This is a genomic window from Streptomyces sp. NPDC048441, assembly GCF_043200235.1.
Lineage (GTDB): Bacteria > Actinomycetota > Actinomycetes > Streptomycetales > Streptomycetaceae > Streptomyces.
The window spans coordinates 370570-388553 of record NZ_JBICXM010000005.1; the positions used below are offsets into that span (position 1 = coordinate 370570).

Here is a 17984-nt window from a genome sequence, read left to right on the forward strand (position 1 = left end):
GTCGCCCTGGAGTGAGCGGGACCGGGGGTGCGGGCCGGGCGACCGGCGGCAGTCGCGTCTTCCCCCCGTTCCCTCAACACTCCGACCCCCAGGCTCCGTTCGCCACCTCCTGGTGGGGCAACGCCTGGATCGACGCGCTGGAGGGAACCGCGCTCGACCCCGGCCGCCTCTCCCGCGGTCGCGCGTACGCTCGCGAGGGCCACGTCGACACGATCACGGTCGCGCCGGGCCGCATCGTGGCGTACGTACGCGGCAGCCGCCCCCGCCCCTACCGCGCCGAGATCCGCATGGGCACCCTCACGCCGGAGGACTGGAACAACTTCCTGGACGCGGTGGCCACCGAGCCGGCGCACATCGCGGCGCTACTGGACAAGGACATGCCGCACGCACTGGTGGCGGCGGCGGAGCGAGCCGGAGTCCAACTCCTCCCAGGCCCAGGCGACTTGGTCCCGTCCTGCACATGCCCGGACCACGGCCGCCCCTGCAAGCACGCGGCAGCGCTCACGTACCAGACGGCCAGGCTCCTGGACGCGGACCCCTTCGTACTCCTCCTCCTGCGAGGCGGAGACGAACAGGCCCTCCTGGACGAACTGACGCACCGTAACGCACACCAGGCGGCCCGCGAGCAATCCACGAAGTCAACGGACACCACCACCGAGCCCTTCCCCGGCACCCTGGCCCGAGACGCCCTGGCCACGGACTACCGCCCCCCGCTCCCGCCCCCGCTCGCACCTCCCACCCACCCAGGCGAACCCCCGCTCCTCCCCTCACTCCCCGGCGCCCCCAACCCCACATCCCTGGAGTTCCTGGCCACGGACGCGACGTCCAGGGCCCACGCGCACCTGACCACCGGCACGGACCCTTTCCCCGCCGCCGACCCCTGGCACGACGCGGTCCGCCTGGCGGCTTCCCACCCCGGCCTGACAGGCCGCCGCACCTTCAGCCGCCAATTCGCCGAACTGGCAAGGGCGGTGGGCCACACCTCCGCGGACCTCTCCCGCGCGGCGGCGGCCTGGCGCCAGGGCGGCGAGGAGGGCCTGTCACTCCTGGAGTCCCCGTGGGACCCCCCGGCGGGCCCCTTCGACCGAGCCCGGGGCGCCCTGATCGCGGCAGACCTCCCCCGCATGACAATCCACCGCAACCACCTCACGAACACCCCCGGCTCCCTCCAGCTCCGCTACGGCAGGGACGGCCGCTGGTACCCGTACCGAAGCGAGCCGGGGCGGGACGACTGGTGGCCGGAGGGGGAGGCGGATGGGGATCCGGTGGGGGCGTTGAGCGGAATGCTCGGGTCGTAGAGCCGTGCCTCGACCCAGGCGCGAGAGGCGAGCCGGGGCGCCGGTCGGGATACCCAACTCGGGACAGTCGACGGCGATGACGGTCCCTGGTTCGAAGAGAGCCTTGCCGAGATGTCCGCAGAAGGTCGTGAGCGGGTCGTGACCCCCTGGTTCCGGCCGCACTTCGAAGAGCGGACACAGTGCTGAGTGATCACGTGGGCTGTATTCCCTGAGCGGCTTCCGCCTGCGGAACACCATGTACTTCGAGGTTCAGCGGCCCGATCCGATCGGGAAAGTTCATATTCAGTCAGGGAGGGGCGATTTCAGACCGAGATGTCGTATCCGAACGGACGGGCTCGGATTGGTGCCCGTTCATGGGGGCGCGGACGTGCCTGGCCCTACTCGTGCGAGGTGACGAACGAGGTGAAGGCCGCCCACGAGGCGTCTGTGAAGGAGAGTTGAGCTCCTGCTGTGGCCTTGGAGTCTCGGACGTGCATGACGCCGGGGGCGGTGGCCACCTCGACGCAGTCGGGGCCTTCGTTCGTGCTGTGGCTGCTCTTGAACCACTCCAGCTTGTCGGCGCTGTCTATGGAGGAGGTGTCGATCATGTCTCTCCCAGCACTCGTTCGATGAAGGTCAGTGACTCTCGTGGGGTGAGGGCCTGGGCCCGGATGATCCCATACCGTGCTTCAAGGACGCGGACCGATTTTCGATCAGCGGTCACGCGACTGAACTGCTGGACTTCGGTGTGCGCCACTCTGGATCCCTGCTGAGGTTCGATGAGCCGGAACGAGCCACCGAGGCCCGCGTTTTCTTCACGGCCCGTTGGCATCACTTGGATTTGAACGTTCCGCAACTGGCCCACCTCCAAGAGGCGTTCGAGCTGTGCGCGCAAGACCATCCTGCCACCGACAGGACGGCGCAGCGTCACCTCTTCTTGCACGAAGCTCATCACGGGTGCGGGCCAGTGGCCGAAGATTTCCTGGCGCGCCAGCCGTGCGGACACATGACGCTCGATGGTCTCCTCGTCGAGAAGGGGCGTGCGCATTTGGAAGAGGGCTCGAATGTAGTCCTCGGTCTGCAGGAGACCGTGAACCACTTCGTGGGCATACGCGCCAAGCTCGACGGCGTCTGCCTCCAGCTTCGCCAGGTCCCGCACCTTCTTCGGATACCGAACCTCCCTCAGGTCCTCCTTAAGCGCGGCCAGCATCCCGTTCGCGTTCAGCGCCCTGTCCGCCTTGTCCAGGAACTCGGGCTTGGGGATCCGTCGGCCCCGCTCGACCGCCGACACCTGATGTTCCGTGTATCCGATGGCCAGCCCCAACTCGGCCTGCGTCAGCCCCGCCCGGATCCGCCACCGCCGGACGTGGCGCCCCACGATCGCCAGGACCTGGGACGTCTCCTCGTCCAAGTCCTGTGTTTCGTCCGCTGGGTCCTGCTCTTCGTGTTCTGCGGCAGTCATGCCGTGCCCACCTCCGACGTGCCCGTACTCAACGCGATTCGGCCTCGTGAGGCTGCGGCCGACAGCCCGTACAGCCCGCCCCCGGTGACCCGACAAAGGGCGCTCCGTACCAGCGGACTTCCTGTTCAGAGTGTGTAGCGGATCGACACGCTGAGTGACATGAATCCGGAAAGCGTCACCCTCGAACCCGCCGCAACCACCCAGCAGTTCGCGGTCCACCTCTCCGCGACCCGACGAGGCGCCTGCCTCGCCCGATACCTCGCCACGCAGCAACTGGACGCGTGGGGCTGGTCGTATGGCACTGAGGCTTCGGATGTCGTCGCCCACCTCGTCGCTGAGCTTGCCGCGAATGCCGTTCAGCACGGTCATGTACGTGGTCGCGACTTCCGTCTCCGGCTCTCCGTCACGCCCGAGAACACTCTCCGTATCGAGGTCACCGACGCGTGTGCTGACCGACTCCCGCACGTCTCCGGCGACCACGAACCAGCGTCGCCCGACTCGGAGTCGGGACGCGGCCTGCTCCTCGTCGAGGCTCTTGCCGACGGCTGGGGATGCGATACCTCCGATCCGCTCGTCAAGACCGTCTGGGCGGAGGTTTCCCTCCGGTGAATGGATTGGTGCCGTGGCCGGGTTTGCTCGTTTGGCCAGGTCGCCGCCGGGGCGCGGCATCGCGCGCCCCGGTGAGGCGCGCCACCCTTTAAAGGAACGGGCAAGAAACCAACCCAACCGATCCCGGACTCGTCTCCCCAACTCCCGTGGTCACACGTTCTGATGACTCGACGTCCGGAATGCGGATGGGTGGGGTACGGTCGCCGCAGTACAGAACCAGAGAGCGCAACCCCCACAACAAAAAAGACGGCCCCCGACAGGACTGCAATCCTGACCGAGGGCCTGACCAACCTGGAAGTGAGCCCTTCCCGATGGCTGATCCGCAGTCTAACGCGGGCGTGCCCGCGCACCCGCTCCCCGATGACGCTCCCCGCGCCGGGGTCCTCCACGTACGTCACCGCCACACCGACCGCTTCACGGTCGTCGGCAACCACCTCGCCCAGCATCCGCGCCTCTCCGCGACCGCGATCGGCTTCGCCGTCCACATCCAGTCGCTGCCCGACGGCGCCTCCGTCACCGCCAAGGCGCTGACCCTCCGTTTCCCCGAGGGCGAGACGACCGTCCGCAGGGCCCTCAACGAGCTCGAAGCGGCTGGCTATTTGGAGCGGCGCCGCGTTCCGCTCGGCGGGGGTCGCGTCGCCACCCGCACGTTCTCGTTCGACAAGCCCGGCTGCGCATCGGAAACGCCCGAGGACAAGTCGGTCTCCGGGATCGGGCCCAGCTCGGCACCCACAACTCCGGCCCACTCCAGGCCAGCAGGCGCTTCCGTCCGCGTACCGCCAAAACGGCCGTCACTGCCTCCCCAGCCAGTAGGCCCCGCCGCCGACCTCCTCGCCCGCCTTCGCCTGGTCGACCCCCGCCTCCTCCTCTCCACCACCGACGTACGAACGCTTGCCCCTGCCGTCGACACCTGGTTTGCCCGCAACGCCACCCCCGGCCAGATCGTCCGCACCCTCACCGCGAACCTCCCGCCCGATCCCACGCCCATCCATCACCCTGCCCGCTTCCTCGGCTACCGCCTCACCACGCTCCTTCCACCCCCGCTCCCCGCAGCGGCAGCACCGCCCCAGCGCGCGGCACCTCTACAGACCTGCGACGGCTGCGATCGCGCCTTTCGCACCCACGACGCCACGGAGCTGTGCGCCGACTGCCGCACAGACACCCCGGCCGCAGCCTGATCCCTGTCGTAGAGCCCGCGCGGCGTTGGCCGAAGCCGCGATCTATGAAGTACGCGAACGGCTGTTCACCGATGCGAGCGCCGACGTCGTCGGCGCGGGGCAGGTGATGTTCGAGCGGCTCCGTACTCTTCGCAGTGTTGTCGCGACGGGTGCTTCGCAGGCCTCGCCCGCCTTCCACGCCGCCTCTCGCCTGCGGTATTCGGATGGGCCGGGTGGGACGGCAGGGACCGGTGCTTGATATGCCGAGGGGAGGACGGTGGCGGGGCGTGATGGGCGTGATGCTGCCTCACGCGTGCAGGTGAGCCAGTAGGGCGTCAGGCGTGGGGTAGGGGCGTTCCTCGGGGAGCAGGACCGCTGCCGATTCCAGGTCTTGGTCTTTGCGTACGAGGGTGTGGATCGCGTGGGCCCTGTCGGTGACATCCGTGATTGAGACCGTCCACTCGTCCGCGTATCTGCGTGCCGCGTCGCCCGCCAGGCCCAGCTGGAGGGAGCGGTGCGGGAGTGGGTTCAGGTGCAGGTCGCGTTCCGGGTCCCACTGGACCCGGGTCGGTGCGCGCCTCAAGTCCCGCTTCCAGGACGCCTGGTCGGGATGCACCCCGTGGGCATAGTGCGACAGACACGCGTGGCGGAGGGCCCACTCGAAGCCCTCGCGCGTGATCTCCACCGCAAGGACGGTCTCCTGGCCCTCCTTCGTGGCCCAGCCGCAGCGGTACATCATCCACAGGAAGGAAGGCTTGATCCACGTCATGCGGTCCCGCTTCCATGCGGCGGGGAAGCGGCCGGTGCGGGCCGCGGGCTCGCCGAGCTCGGGGGCGTACGCCTGGTAGACGGTGACCGTCGATTCCGTGTGCAGGGCGCGGATCTGGTGGGTGGGCGGTGTGGCGGTGATGGCGGAGTCGTCGTCGGTGTCTGTGCGGTTCATGGTCGTCAGCCTGCGGTCCGCTTGCCGTCCCGCGCCAGCGAATTGCGTGCCGATGGTGTGCACCAGGGCCGCCGCCATCAGTACGACCAACGTAGGGTTGAGGCCTCCGTTGGTCGTACTGACGGGGGGTGGGGGACCGGCTGTTTTGTGGGTGAGTGCTGCCCGCCGTTTTGTACGTGAGTGCCGCCCTCCGTGAGACCTCGCCTCGCGCGGCATCCGCGAACCGTCACATCGTGGAAACGCGCCCGTTCCTTTTTCGCCAGAATCACTGCTTACGGTGGATCACAAGCCCAGGCCGAAGTCGTCCGGCGGCACGTACCCGTCGATGCCCGTCCCGATGACGACACAGGAACACGGTGAGCCCGGTGACCCCCCGCGCAACTTCCCTCCCGCCTTGGCTCGGCCATGCCCTGCGTACGCAGCGTGGGCCCGTGCCGTGGCATTCCGTGGTGCGGGGTGCGCTGGCCGCGGGGCCGTTGTTGTGTGCGGGTGTCGTCGCCGGGCGGGTCTCCGTGGGGGTCGTGGCCGCGCTCGGGGCCATGCTGGCCGGGATCAACGACCGGCCCGGGAGCCGGCGGGTCGCCGTGCGGCGGCTCGGGGTGCCCGCGCTCTCGGGGGCCTGTGGGCTGGCGTTCGGGGTGTACGTCGGGGCGTGGGGCGGCGGCAGCCCGCTGTTGTTGCCCTTGCTGTTCGCCGTCCTCGGGCTGCTGGCCGGTGCCTTCTCCGCCGCGGGGCCCATCGCCTCCGCCAGCGGTACGCAGCTGCTCGTCGCCGCCGCGATCGGGGCCGGGATGCCGCTGCCCGAGCCCGGGTGGCAGCGGGCGCTCTTCTTTCTCGCCGGGGGTGCGTGGCTGATCGCGCTGCGGCTCGTACTCGTGCTGCCCTCGCCCCGTGACGGGCGGGCCGGTGCCGGGCCCTACCGCCTCGACGGCGAGCGCACCGCCGTCGCCGCCGTCTACGAAGCCGTCGCCGCACTCCTCGACGCCGCGGGCAGCCTGCAATCCACCACCCGCCGCGCCGCCCTCACCGCCGCCCTCGACCATGCCCAGGACGCCCTCTCCGGGCCGCGCCTGCGGCGGCACTCCGGCTCGGCGGCCGAGCGGCGTCTGCACGCGCAGTACGCGGCCGCGCTGCCGCTCGGCGAGGCCGCGACCGCCCTCGCCTGGGCCGGTGAGTCGCTGCCGGGGCGCGCGGGGGAGGGGCCTCGCCGCATCGCCGCCGCCATCCGCGACGGCGTCCCCTGCGGGCCGCTGCCCGCGCCCGGCCGTTCCGGTGCCGGGCTCCGCGCCCTCGACGACGCCCTGCTGCACGCCGCCGAAGCCTTCGACAGCGGCAGCGCAAGGCCCTTGCACGGCCGCGGGCGCGCCCCCGCCGACGTGCTGCGCACGGCCGCCGGGCCCGGTGGGCGCGAGTACGGCGTGCGGGTCGCGCTCTGCTTCGGGGCCAGCGCCGCCGTCGCGCAAGCCCTGCACCACGAGCACTGGTACTGGCTCCCCGCCACCGCCGTCTTCCTGGTCAAGCCCGACCTCGGGCCGTTGGCGTCGCGCGTCCTGTGCCGCGCCCTCGGCACCGTCCTTGGCGCCGTCCTGTTCGCGGGGCTCGCCGCGCTGCTGCCGCGGCCCGCCGGGCTCGTCGCCGTCGTCGCCGTGTGCGGGGCGCTGATTCCCGTCGCCACCCGGCACTTCGCCGCCCAGACCGCCGTCGTCACCGTCCTCGTACTCGCCCTCGTCATGGTGGGCGGGGAGCCGCAGGCCTCCTGGGGGCGGATCGGCGAGACGTTGCTCGCCTGCGGGATCGTCCTGCTGGTTGGGCATCTGCATCTGCCGTGGCCGGTGCGGCGCGGCGGTCGCGTACAGGACCGGCTCACGGCCGCCCGCGAGTCCGCGCACGCGTATCTGCGACATGTTCTGCGCGGCGCCGAAGACGAACTTGAACTCGACCCCGACCGCGCCGCCCGCTGGGCCCTGCGGCGCGAGGCCTACCGGACTCTGGCCGAGGCCCGCGCCGCGATCGACATGGCGGCCGCCGAACTCCCCACCCTCGCCCGGCACTCCGCGGGTTCGGAGGAGGTGGCGGCCGCCCTCGAGCGTCTCGTCGACACCACGACCGCCTGCGCGGTGCACGTCGACGACACGGGGCGCCTGCCGCGGCGGCACAGGGAGCGCATCGACGCACTGCTCGCGGAGCTCACTCCGGTGGCGTGACGGAACCGCCCAGCGGTGGCGCGGCTCAGAAGTCCACGCGTACTCGGTCGTCGAGCCGCGCCACCGAATCCTGCCCGTACTCCTTGATGTAATCCGTGCGGATCTCCTCGATCTGGGCGTCGCGCTTGTGCGCCTGCGGTGTCGGATAGAGCAGGATCAGCTCGTACGAACGCTCCCGCTCGATCTTGCCGTTGGAGTCACGCCACTGGCCGCGGCCGTCCTGCACGGTGAGCCCGTCCGGGAACGACGGAGTCACCTCGTCGTCGATGAACGCCATGAACTGCTTGTCCGTCACGTCGGGGCCGCCGTCGGGGCGTTCCGTGCCGAAGAGGAGGCGGGTCTCGGTGTAGGCCGTACCCCGCGACACCGTCGACGTGGCGGCCGTCTTGGTGGCGTGCGATTCGGTGTCCAGCGAGGCGTACGCGGCCGGGGCGCCGACCGCGAGGACCGCCGTCGCGGCGGCGGTCACGACGAGACGGGTGCGGGAGATGCGGGAGAGGCTGAGGGCCATGAGGGCTGATCCCTTTCAATGGGGGTTGTGCAGGCCGATGGGGGTTGTGCAGGTCGATGGGCGTTGTGCAGGTCAATGGCGTTGCGCAGGTCAATGAGTTCCGCAGGTGTGCGGATCTCTGGCTTACGTTGATCCATAACGGGCGCCGACGGTAGCGGACACGCCATGCCCCCCGCCCTCCCCCTCCCGGCCGCACGGCTGGATATCCCTCCCTGCCCGTAAGCCGCCGTCTTCCCATGCGACACGCAACTCCCATACGTTTCATGAGACTTGACCGGAGCGGTGGAGGGGCGGCTGGCATGAGGGCACGTACAGGGACAGGTCTTGCCGTGGTCGTCGCGGCGGCGGGCGTACTGTCGCTCGGAACCTCCGGGGCCGCGAGCGGCACCCCCGGCCTCGCCGCCGGCGACCCGGCCCCCCAGTCGCCCTACGCCGCCACCACCGGCGTCGGCGTCCACAACGCCTACGAGAAGGCGAAGTACCCGTACTTCGCCGACGCGCTCGACTCCGGCGCCGGGATGCTCGAACTCGACGTATGGACCAATGTGTTCGGGAGCGGATGGCGGGTCTCGCACAGTAATCCGGTCGGCAATGACAACAACTGCGAGAACGCCGCGACTCCGGCCGAATTGCGTACCAAACCGCGCAACCAGAGCCTCGCCGGATGCCTGGCGGACATGAAGAGTTGGCACGACGCCCACCCCGGCCACCGGCCCATCCTCCTGAAGGTGGAGCTGAAGGACGGCTTCCAGGGGAAGAACGGGCGCGGGCCCGCCGATCTCGACGCCCTTCTGACGAGCAAGCTCGGCGACGCCGTCTACCGTCCCGGTCAGCTCACCGGGGGGCACGCCACCCTCGACGAGGCCGTACGGAGTGATGGCTGGCCCCAACGGAGCGCCCTCGCCGGAAAGTTCATCGTCGAGCTCATACCCGGCACCGTCGAGCAGGACAACCCGGCCGACACCCTGTGGACCGACCGCGAGTACGCCACGCACCTGCGCGACCTCGCGGCGGCCGGGCGGCTCGGAGACGCCGCCGCCTTCCCGGCCGTGCTCGGCGCCGAGGCGGGCGACCCGCGCGGGCGGTACGCGGACGCGGCGATCCGGCCCTGGTTCGTGCTGTTCGACGGCGACGCGTCCACGTACGCGGGCGGCACCATCGACACGAAGTGGTACGCCGACCGGCGCTACCTCGTCGTCATGTCCGACGCCCACAACGTCGCCCCGGCCATCGACTCCGTCAACCCGACCGAGGCCCAGGCCCGGGAGCGCGTCGCCCTGCTCGCGCGCGGGCACGCCAGCATCGTGTCGTCGGACTGGTATCCGCTGCCGGGAGTCCTCTCGACCGTGCTCCCGCGCGGCTGATGCTCAGCCCTCAGACTGATGCTCAATTCTTAGAGGGACGCCCTTACATCTCGATCCGTATCCACACCGGCGCGTGGTCCGAGCCTGCCGCATCCCTCCGCTCCGCCGGATCGCTGTCCCCGACCGACGGCAGCGCGGTCGCCGTCGAGCCCGGCACACCCGTCCCCGCCGCCTTCACCTGCCGCAGGAGGCTGCGGCTCACCAGGGCGTGGTCGATCAGTTCGCGGCGCCCCGCATGGATGCGGGAGTACCGCTGCTCGGCCGGGATGAGCGGGGCCACGTTCCACAGCCGCTGCGCGTCACCCTTGTCCGCCTTGTCGAACCCGGGGGTGCCGATCTCGGAGCCGGGCGGGCCGAGGAGGATCTGGGTCGTCGCCGCCGACACCTCGTCGTTCAGATCGCCGAGCACCACGACATCGTGCTCGCGGCCGTCGCCCTTCAGGAGCCGGTCGGCCAGCGAGCGCACCGTCACGGCCTCGGCCGCACGGCGGTACAGCGCGTACGCACCGAAGCGGGCCCGCTCACCCTCGTCCCGCGGCTGGAACCGGCCGCCGCCGTACGACAGGAGCTTCGACTTCAGATGGCACACGGCCGCGTCGAAGAAGAAGGCACGCGTCGACACCGTCACCGCGAGGATCCCGCGGCCCGCCCGCGTCACCGGCTTGCCCGCGTCGCCGACCTGCACCGGGCGCAGCTGCGCGGGGAAGCCGACGTCGTCGGCCACGACGGACACCGGGATCCGGCTCAGGAACCCGACCCTGATGCCCCGCTCGTCCGCGTGCTCGGAGAGCGTGGTGTGCCAGGTGCCCTCCAGCATCCCGGCCAGATCGGTGAGCGCCTCCGGGTCACCGACCTCCTGCACGCCGAGCAGGCTCGGGTTCAGCGCCCCGATCGTCGCCGCGAGGGAGGCCAGCTTCGCCTCGTACGCGGCCTTGTCCTTGGGCCCGAACGCGCCGCCGGGCCGGTAGAGGTTCTCCAGGTTCCAGGTGCCGAGGAGCATGGCGGGCTCCAACTGTTCTCGCGTCGTCGTGTGTGAATTGTCATCGTGTGTGAATTGCCGGGTGTCGCCAGCGTGCTCGCGAATCCACCCACGCGACAGGGCCCGGGATGCGCACTCCCCGTACCGTGAAGAGATGACGCAGCCTCCCCCGCACGGCCCTGCCGACCTCGTCATCACGGGCTGCACAGCCCTCGTCCACGACGCGGAGGATCAGGTCGGATTCCTCGACGACGCCGCCCTCGTCGTACGCGACGGACTCATCGAAGCCGTCACCACCACCCCCGACGTGGCTGGCCTCCCGGCCACCGAGCGCATCGACGCGCGCGGCCAGGCCGCCGTGCCGGGGCTCATCAACTGCCACACGCACACCCCGATGGTGGCTCTGCGAGGCATCGCGGAGGACCTGCCCGCCAACGAGTGGTTCAACGACTGGATCTGGCCCATCGAGTCCAATCTGACGGAGCGTGTCGTCGGGCTCGGTGCGCGGCTCGCCTGCGCCGAGATGATCCGGGGCGGCGTGACGACCTTCGCCGACCACTACTTCGCGATGGACACCGTCGCCGCCGCCGTCACGGAGAGCGGCCTTCGCGCGAACCTGGGAGCGGCATTCTTCTCCTCGCAGGGGCCCGAAGGCCGCGCTGCGTCACTGGAGTTCGCTCTCAGGCAGCGCGGGGCCGCCGGGGGCCGCATCACCACCTCGCTCGCCCCGCACGCCCCGTACACCGTCGATGACGCCGACCTCGCCGCGACCGCCGAACTCGCCCGCGAGCACGGCCTGATGGTTCACCTGCACGCCTCCGAGGACCGCGCCCAGACCGCCATCAGCCTGGAGCGCCATGGCCGCACCCCCATCGAGATCCTGCACCGCACCGGACTGCTCGACGTCGATGTCCTCATCGCGCACGGCACCGGCATCCTCGAACGTGACCTGCCCGTTCTCCAGCAGGGCACGGGACGCATCGCTGTCGCGACCGCGCCCCGCGGCTACCTCAAGTTCGGCTGGGACACCACGCCCGTGCGCGCCCTGCGCGACATCGGCATCCCCGTCGGCCTCGCCACGGACGGAGCCGCGTCGAACAACACCCTGGACGTGTGGGAGTCCATGGCGCTCACCGCACTCGTGCAGAAGTCCACGCAGCGCGACCCCAGCTGGCTGACCGCCCGTCAGGCCCTCGACCACGCCACACTCCAGAGCGCGCGGGCCGTCGGCCTGGGGGAGGAGATCGGCAGGCTCGCGCCGGGTCGCCGAGCCGACATCGTCCTCGTCGACCTCGACGGACCGCACACCCAGCCCGTGCACGACCTCGCCGCCACCCTGGTGCACAGCGCGCGCTCGGCGGACGTGCGCACGACGATCGTCGACGGACGCGTCCTGATGCGCGACCGGCGGCTGCTGACCCTCGATGTGCCCGAAATCGTCGCGGAGTTGGGCGCCGAGCTGCCCGCGCTGATCGACCGCAGTCATGGGAAGCGGATCCAGGAGTACGAGGGTTGAGTGCGGGGCGTGGCGGGGCGGGGCTAGGCGCGAGGGCTGACGGCGGTATCCGGCGGACCGCTGCCTAGGGTGGAGGTATGCCCATCACTCCGCAGCAGGACCCCGCCGACGGTCTCATCGACGATCCGTACGCCACGTACGCACGGCTGCGTGACACCGCGCCGGTGCACCGCATCGCGGGGACCGACGGCAACCCGGCCTGGCTGGTCACGCGGTACGACGACGTACGAGCCGCCCTCGCCGACCCACGGCTCTCGCTCGACAAGAGCAATGCGCTGCCCGGCAGCTACCGGGGGTTCGCCCTGCCGCCCGCCCTCGACGCGAACATGCTGAACATGGATCCGCCGGACCACACCCGCATCCGGCGTCTGGTGGTCAAGGCCTTCACATCGCGCCGGGTGGAGAGCCTGCGCGAACCGATCCGTCGTACCGCCGACGAACTCCTCGACGCCATGGAGCCGTTGGGGAGCGCCGATCTCGTCGCCGCGTACGCCGGTCCGCTCCCGATCACCGTCATCTGCGATCTCCTCGGCGTGCCTGCCGGGCAGCGGACGGACTTCCGGGTCTGGACCGACACCCTGATCACGCCCGACCCCGCACATCCGCAGAGCGCGAAGGAGGCCGTCGTCGCGATGCTCGGCTTCTTCACACGGCTTCTGGCGGACAAGCGCGAGGAGCCCGCCGACGATCTGCTGTCCGACCTCATCGCCGTACGGGACGGGAGTGACGCTGGCCGGGGGGAGACAGGCCGAGGGGAGACTGGCCGAGGGGAGGCGGACCGGCTGAGCGAGGACGAGCTGATGTCGCTCGCCTTCCTGATCCTCTTCGCCGGGTACGAGAACACCGTCCAGCTCATCGGCAACGCGACCCTCGCCCTCCTCCGCCACCCCGACCAGCTTGCCGCCCTCCGCAAGGATCCGACTCAACTCCCTGCTGCAGTAGAGGAGTTCAACCGCTACGACGGCCCCACGCCGCTCGCCATTCGCCGTTTTCCCCTCGAAGACGTCACCATCGCCGGCGTCACCGTCCCGGCGGGCGAGACCGTGCTGCTCTCCCTGTCGGCCGCCAACCGCGACCCGCGCCGCTATCCCGACGCCGACCGCCTCGACATCACCCGCGACACCACGGGCCAACTCGCCCTGGGGCACGGAATCCACCACTGCGTCGGCGCGCCTCTCGCACGCCTGGAGACGGTGATCGCGCTCGGCGCGCTCATCGAGCGCTTCCCGCACCTCGCGCTCGACGGACGCCCCGATGACCTGCGGTGGCGTCCCTCGATTCGGGCGCGCGGACTGCTCGCCCTACCGGTGACCTTCTGACCGGGCATTCAAGCTGACCGGGCATTCAAGATTCTGGATTTCTGGAGTTCTGGAAACTTTCTTCGCCGCGACCGATGAGTTCCGACGAGCCCGCAGGTCACCCCTCGCAGAGGCACGGATCCGATGTGCGGATCCGCAGGAGGGACTGAGGGACCATGGGACTTCCCGACATCGTCACACGCGAGGAGTGGCTCGCCGCGCGCGAGGAACTGCTCGTGAAGGAGAAGGCGGCGACCCGGGAGCGTGACGCGCTGAACGCCGAGCGGCGTCGGCTGCCGATGGTCGAGATCACCAAGGAGTATCTGTTCGACGGCTCCGACGGCAAGGCGACACTGTTCGACCTCTTCGACGGACACGCCCAACTCATCGTGTATCACTTTATGTTCGCCCCGGAGTGGGACACGGGCTGCCGCAGCTGCTCCGCCTTCATCGACCAGATCGGGCACCTCGCCCATCTGCGGTCCCGCGGCACGACCTTCGTCGCCGTCTCCCGCGCGCCGTTCACCAAGATCCTCCCCTTCAAGGCACGGATGGGCTGGACGGTGCCCTGGTATTCGTCCAACGCCGACGACTTCAACCGCGACTTCCACGCCACCGTCTACGACGGCCGGGACCCCGCCGATCAGCCAGGCCTCAGCTGCTTCCTGCGGGACGGCGACCGCGTCTTCCATACGTACTCGACGTTCAACCGCGGCACCGACGGGGTGGCCTCCTACTCGACCCTCTTCGACCTCACCGCGCTGGGGCGGCAGGAGGAGTGGGAGGAGCCCAAGGGCCGCTCGGCGGGGCTCGGGGCTCCGGCGGGCAGCCGCAGGCTGCGGTATCACGACGAGTACGAGGAGTGAGGGGTAGGGGCTTACGAGGAGTGAGGAACTGACACAACTCGGTGTCAGGTCCGTCACGTTGTGAGTCCTTTCCGCCCCCCGGCGCGTTCTACTCCATAAGAGTCCATCGACAGATTGACGGACTGGCAACGGGGGAGCAGGAAGACAATGATGAACAGCCGAGTGGTACTTGAACGCTTTCCGGCCGGTGGGCCGCGAGGATCATGGCCCGCGGAGGAGTTCGCGCGGGCCCGCCGCATGGAGGGGCAGCGGGCGGAGGTCGTGATGGACCTCGCCTCTGACGCCTTTCTGGTGATCGTGCGCGAGACAGCGGCCGAAGTGACCGAGGTGGCAGTCGCCGCCTAAGCCGGCCTTCAGCGCTCGGCGTGCCCGTTCGGTGACGCGGGTGACCACGGGATCTTCGCCGTGAACTGGTCCGCCTGGAGCGCGTAGAGCTCCGCGTACACACCACCCGTCCGCAGCAGTTCGTCCGGTGACGTACCTCGATTGCGTACGTCGGGTGGGGACGTGCGAGGACTTGCAACCCCGGGCAACTGTTGCCGGTTCGCCGAGCCCGCAGTGCCATACCCCATGCAGGCAACTCCGCACCGCCCAGGCAAAGGAGTTCTTCCGTGGCCGGCACTCTTCGGACATCTCACGTTCCTTACGGGCACGGCCTCGACGGTCCCGCGCTGCTCGGCGCGTACCGCACGATGCGTACGATCCGTGCCTTCGAGGAGCGTCTCCACGAGGAGTTCGCGACGGGCGACATCCCGGGCTTCGTCCATCTGTACGCAGGCGAGGAGGCCTCGGCCGCAGGTGTCTGCGCCCATCTCGACGACGACCGCGATGTCATCGCCTCCACCCACCGCGGCCACGGTCACTGCATCGCCAAGCACGTCGACGTGAAGTCGATGATGGCCGAGATCTACGGACGGGCGACCGGGTCGTGCCACGGCAAGGGCGGTTCCATGCACATCGCCGACCTCTCCAAGGGGATGCTCGGCGCCAACGGCATCGTCGGTGGCGGCCCGCCCCTGATCTGCGGCGCCGCGCTCGCCGCGAAGGTGCGCGGGGACGGCGGCGTCGGTGTGGCCTTCTTCGGCGACGGCGGCAGCAACCAGGGCACCACCCTGGAATCTCTGAACCTCGCCTCCGTCTGGCACCTGCCCGCCGTCTTCGTCGCCGAGAACAACGGCTACGCGGAGGCCACTTCGGCTGACTGGTCGGTGGGCGGCGGTTCCATCGCGGCCCGCGCTGCGGCCTTCGGTATGCCGGGCCGTACGGTCGACGGATTCGACTTCTTCGCCGTGCACGAGGCAGCGGGCGAGGCGGTCGAACGGGCGCGTTCGGGTGGTGGACCCACCCTCATCGAAGTCCAACTCACGCGCTACTACGGGCACTTCGAGGGAGACCAGCAGAAGTACCGGGCGGACGAGGTGCGCCGCGCCCGTGCCGAACTCGACTGCATCAAGCGCTTCCGGGAACGGGTGGCGGTGCTGGACATGCTGACGGTGGATCAGCTCGACGCGGTCGACGCCGAAGTCACCCAGCTGATCGACGAGGCGGTCTCCCAGGCGCAGGCCGCGCCCCGGCCGACCGTCGCGGATCTGGAGACCGACGTCTACATCTCGTACCTCTGAGGGGAGTCGACCGTGGCACGCAGCATCAGCTATCGCGAGGCGCTCGGCGAGGCGCTGGCGCAGGAGATGGAGCGCGATCCCTCCGTCATCGTCATGGGCGAGGACAACGCCGGCGGCGCGGGAGCCCCCGGCGAATCCGATGCCTGGGGTGGGGTGTTGGGCGTGACGAAGGGGCTCTATCCGCGCTTCCCGGGGCGGGTTCTCGACACTCCGATCTCCGAGTCGGCGTTCATCGGCGCGGCGATCGGCGCCGCGACGCGCGGCCTGCGGCCGGTCGCCGAGCTCATGTTCATCGACTTCATGGGGGTGTGTTTCGACCAGATCTTCAATCAGGCCGCGAAGTTCCGGTACATGTTCGGTGGCAAGGCCATCACTCCCGTCGTCATCCGCGCGATGTACGGGGCCGGTCTGCGGGCGGCGGCCCAGCACTCGCAGGCCATGTACCCCGCGTTCACCGCCGTCCCCGGACTGAAGGTCGTCCTGCCGTCGTCTCCGTACGACGCGAAGGGGCTGATGATCCAGGCGATCAGGGACGACGACCCGGTGATCTTCTGCGAGCACAAGGCGATGTACGACGTCGTGGGCGAGGTCCCCGCGGAGAGCTACGCGATCCCCTTCGGCGAGGCAGGCATCGTGCGTGAGGGCGATGACGTGACGATCGTGGCCCTGGGCCGCATGGTGAGCGTCGCATCCGAGGCGGCGGCCGAGCTCGCCTCGTCCGGGGTGAGCTGCGAGATCATCGACCCCCGCACGACGAGCCCGCTGGACTCCGACACGATCATCGAGAGCGTCGAGGCGACCGGGCGTCTTGTCGTGGTCGACGAGGCGGGGCCGCGCTGCGGCATGGCGGCCGACATCTCGGCGCTCGTCGCGCGTGAGGCGTTCGGGGCGCTGCGGGCACCGATCGGGACGGTGACCCCGCCGCACACGCCGGTGCCGTTCAGCCCGACGCTCGAAGACCTCTATATGCCGGACGCGGGGCGCGTCGGCGCCGCGGTCAAGTCGGTCGTCGACTGGAAGCCATGAGGAAGCCGTGAAGATGCCGTTCATCGAGCGGGTCACCATGCCCAAGTGGGGCCTGTCCATGAAGACCGGAAAGATCACCGAGTGGATCGCGGAGGAGGGCGACGAGGTCGAGGAGGGCGACGATCTGGCCGAGATCGACACCGACAAGATCGCGGGCACCCTCGAGGCGCCACGGAGCGGGGTACTGCGGCGGATCGTCGCCGAAGCGGGCGGCGAGGCCCCCGTGGGCTGCGTCATCGCGGTCATCGCCGGTCCGGAGGTGCCGGAGGACGAGATCGAGCGGGTGGCCGCCGAGGCGCGGGAGCAGCTGGCGCGCGGGGTGCCCGCGGAGGACGAGGGCAGCCCGGTGAGCGGCGTCGCGGAGGTGGCGGGCAGGGGCCTCGCGTACGCGACGTCGGGCGGCGGGCCCGAGGAGATCGTGCTGGTGCACGGGTACGGCGGCGACAAGAACTCCTGGCTCTTCGTGCAGGAGCCCCTGGCGGCGCGGCACACTGTGTACGCGCTCGACCTGCCGGGCCACGGAGAGTCGGCCAAGGACGTGGGCGACGGGAGCCTGGCAGCGCTGACGGCGGTCGTCACGGGGTTCCTCGACGCGCTCGGCATCGAGCGGGCCCATCTGGTGGGGCATTCGCTGGGCGGCGCGGTGGTCACCGCGGTGGCGGCGCGGGTTCCGGACCGGGTCCCTTCACTGACGCTGATCTCGCCCGCCGGATACGGCCCGGACGTCGACGCGTCCTGTCTGCGGGGCTTCGCGGAGGCCTCGACACGGCGCGAGCTCCGCCCTCACGTACGGAAGCTGTTCGCCGACGAGGGACTCGTGACGCGGCAGCTGGTGGACGACCTCCTGAAGTACAAGCGGCTCGACGGCGTCGACGCGGCCCTCCGTACGCTCCTGTCGACGCTGGTCGCCCCGGGTGGCGGCGGGGGCCTCGACGTGGCGTCTCTGCTCCCGGACGAGGTGCCCGCGGTGGCTGTGTGGGGGCAGGCGGACCGGGTGATTCCGGTGTCCAACGCGGCGTCGCTGCGGGGGCGGGTGCCGGTCCGGGTGGTGGAGGGCGTGGGGCACATGGCGCAGATGGAGGTGCCGGGGGAGGTGGTTGCGGCGGTGGAGGCCGCTGTGGCGGGGGCTAGGTCTGCCTAGGCCCGCGCA

General features: G+C 70.3%; 18 protein-coding genes. 12 read left to right on the forward strand and 6 right to left on the reverse strand.

Going from position 1 to position 17984, the window contains the following annotated elements:
• Window positions 1–11 precede the first annotated feature (11 nt).
• Entirely contained in the window at window positions 12–1298 is a 1287-nt protein-coding gene (locus tag ACGFSB_RS15355; protein ID WP_393398702.1) for an SWIM zinc finger family protein, read from the forward strand.
• A 377-nt stretch (window positions 1299–1675) separates the two neighbouring features.
• Here ACGFSB_RS15355 and ACGFSB_RS15360 read toward each other — a convergent pair whose 3' ends face one another.
• Both ACGFSB_RS15360 and ACGFSB_RS15365 read right to left on the reverse strand, forming a co-directional pair.
• On the reverse strand, window positions 1676–1885 hold the full coding sequence (locus tag ACGFSB_RS15360) for a DUF397 domain-containing protein (protein WP_393398704.1): 210 nt from the start codon (window positions 1883–1885) through the stop codon (window positions 1676–1678).
• Window positions 1882–2739 (reverse strand): Scr1 family TA system antitoxin-like transcriptional regulator, encoded by an 858-nt coding sequence (locus ACGFSB_RS15365; RefSeq protein ID WP_393398706.1) that lies wholly within the window; start codon window positions 2737–2739, stop codon window positions 1882–1884. Before ACGFSB_RS15365 ends, ACGFSB_RS15360 begins: the two co-directional genes overlap by 4 nt.
• Before the next feature lie 159 nt (window positions 2740–2898).
• Here ACGFSB_RS15365 and ACGFSB_RS15370 point away from each other — a divergent pair, with 159 nt between their 5' ends.
• Together ACGFSB_RS15370 and ACGFSB_RS15375 are read left to right on the forward strand one after the other, a co-directional pair.
• Complete coding sequence (locus tag ACGFSB_RS15370) at window positions 2899–3348, forward strand: ATP-binding protein (protein WP_393398708.1); 450 nt, start codon at window positions 2899–2901, stop codon at window positions 3346–3348.
• A gap of 311 nt (window positions 3349–3659) precedes the next feature.
• The gene (locus ACGFSB_RS15375) at window positions 3660–4526 is read left to right on the forward strand and encodes a hypothetical protein (RefSeq protein WP_393398710.1); all 867 of its coding nucleotides are present in this window, start codon (window positions 3660–3662) and stop codon (window positions 4524–4526) included.
• Window positions 4527–4812: 286 nt separating this feature from the next.
• On the opposite strand, the gene ACGFSB_RS15380 is transcribed toward ACGFSB_RS15375, so the two are convergent.
• Window positions 4813–5448, reverse strand: coding sequence for a DUF4291 domain-containing protein (locus ACGFSB_RS15380; RefSeq protein WP_393398712.1), 636 nt, complete (start codon window positions 5446–5448; stop codon window positions 4813–4815).
• 431 nt (window positions 5449–5879) lie between these two features.
• Between ACGFSB_RS15380 and ACGFSB_RS15385 the strand changes: the two genes are divergently transcribed.
• Window positions 5880–7652: an FUSC family protein gene (locus tag ACGFSB_RS15385; protein ID WP_393398714.1), complete on the forward strand. Its 1773-nt coding sequence runs from the start codon at window positions 5880–5882 to the stop codon at window positions 7650–7652.
• A 25-nt stretch (window positions 7653–7677) separates the two neighbouring features.
• On the opposite strand, the gene ACGFSB_RS15390 is transcribed toward ACGFSB_RS15385, so the two are convergent.
• Window positions 7678–8163 carry a DUF3574 domain-containing protein gene (locus ACGFSB_RS15390; RefSeq protein ID WP_393398716.1) on the reverse strand — a complete coding sequence of 162 codons (486 nt, stop codon included), beginning with the start codon at window positions 8161–8163 and terminating at the stop codon, window positions 7678–7680.
• A 299-nt stretch (window positions 8164–8462) separates the two neighbouring features.
• Here ACGFSB_RS15390 and ACGFSB_RS15395 point away from each other — a divergent pair, with 299 nt between their 5' ends.
• Entirely contained in the window at window positions 8463–9527 is a 1065-nt protein-coding gene (locus ACGFSB_RS15395; RefSeq protein ID WP_393398718.1) for a phosphatidylinositol-specific phospholipase C domain-containing protein, read from the forward strand.
• A gap of 43 nt (window positions 9528–9570) precedes the next feature.
• Here ACGFSB_RS15395 and ACGFSB_RS15400 read toward each other — a convergent pair whose 3' ends face one another.
• Complete coding sequence (locus ACGFSB_RS15400) at window positions 9571–10527, reverse strand: endonuclease/exonuclease/phosphatase family protein (protein WP_393398720.1); 957 nt, start codon at window positions 10525–10527, stop codon at window positions 9571–9573.
• Window positions 10528–10660: 133 nt separating this feature from the next.
• Between ACGFSB_RS15400 and ACGFSB_RS15405 the strand changes: the two genes are divergently transcribed.
• From ACGFSB_RS15405 to ACGFSB_RS15420, 4 genes are all read left to right on the forward strand, one after another.
• Complete coding sequence (locus tag ACGFSB_RS15405; protein ID WP_393398722.1) at window positions 10661–12022, forward strand: amidohydrolase; 1362 nt, start codon at window positions 10661–10663, stop codon at window positions 12020–12022.
• Window positions 12023–12099: 77 nt separating this feature from the next.
• Window positions 12100–13341 (forward strand): cytochrome P450, encoded by a 1242-nt coding sequence (locus ACGFSB_RS15410; protein WP_393398724.1) that lies wholly within the window; start codon window positions 12100–12102, stop codon window positions 13339–13341.
• Between the two features lie 155 nt (window positions 13342–13496).
• Window positions 13497–14186 (forward strand): DUF899 domain-containing protein, encoded by a 690-nt coding sequence (locus ACGFSB_RS15415; RefSeq protein WP_393398726.1) that lies wholly within the window; start codon window positions 13497–13499, stop codon window positions 14184–14186.
• 150 nt (window positions 14187–14336) lie between these two features.
• Window positions 14337–14531, forward strand: a complete 195-nt coding sequence (locus tag ACGFSB_RS15420; protein ID WP_393398728.1) for a hypothetical protein — start codon at window positions 14337–14339, stop codon at window positions 14529–14531.
• Between the two features lie 8 nt (window positions 14532–14539).
• Here ACGFSB_RS15420 and ACGFSB_RS15425 read toward each other — a convergent pair whose 3' ends face one another.
• Window positions 14540–14758, reverse strand: a complete 219-nt coding sequence (locus ACGFSB_RS15425) for a hypothetical protein (RefSeq protein ID WP_393399068.1) — start codon at window positions 14756–14758, stop codon at window positions 14540–14542.
• A 39-nt stretch (window positions 14759–14797) separates the two neighbouring features.
• Between ACGFSB_RS15425 and ACGFSB_RS15430 the strand changes: the two genes are divergently transcribed.
• From ACGFSB_RS15430 to ACGFSB_RS15440, 3 genes are read left to right on the forward strand one after another with little or no spacing between them, the layout of a single operon-like run.
• Entirely contained in the window at window positions 14798–15808 is a 1011-nt protein-coding gene (locus ACGFSB_RS15430) for a thiamine pyrophosphate-dependent dehydrogenase E1 component subunit alpha (protein WP_393398730.1), read from the forward strand.
• Window positions 15809–15820: 12 nt separating this feature from the next.
• Window positions 15821–16834, forward strand: coding sequence for an alpha-ketoacid dehydrogenase subunit beta (locus ACGFSB_RS15435; protein WP_393398732.1), 1014 nt, complete (start codon window positions 15821–15823; stop codon window positions 16832–16834).
• A gap of 13 nt (window positions 16835–16847) precedes the next feature.
• On the forward strand, window positions 16848–17975 hold the full coding sequence (locus tag ACGFSB_RS15440; RefSeq protein ID WP_393398734.1) for an acetoin dehydrogenase dihydrolipoyllysine-residue acetyltransferase subunit: 1128 nt from the start codon (window positions 16848–16850) through the stop codon (window positions 17973–17975).
• The last annotated feature ends 9 nt before the right edge of the window (window positions 17976–17984 follow it).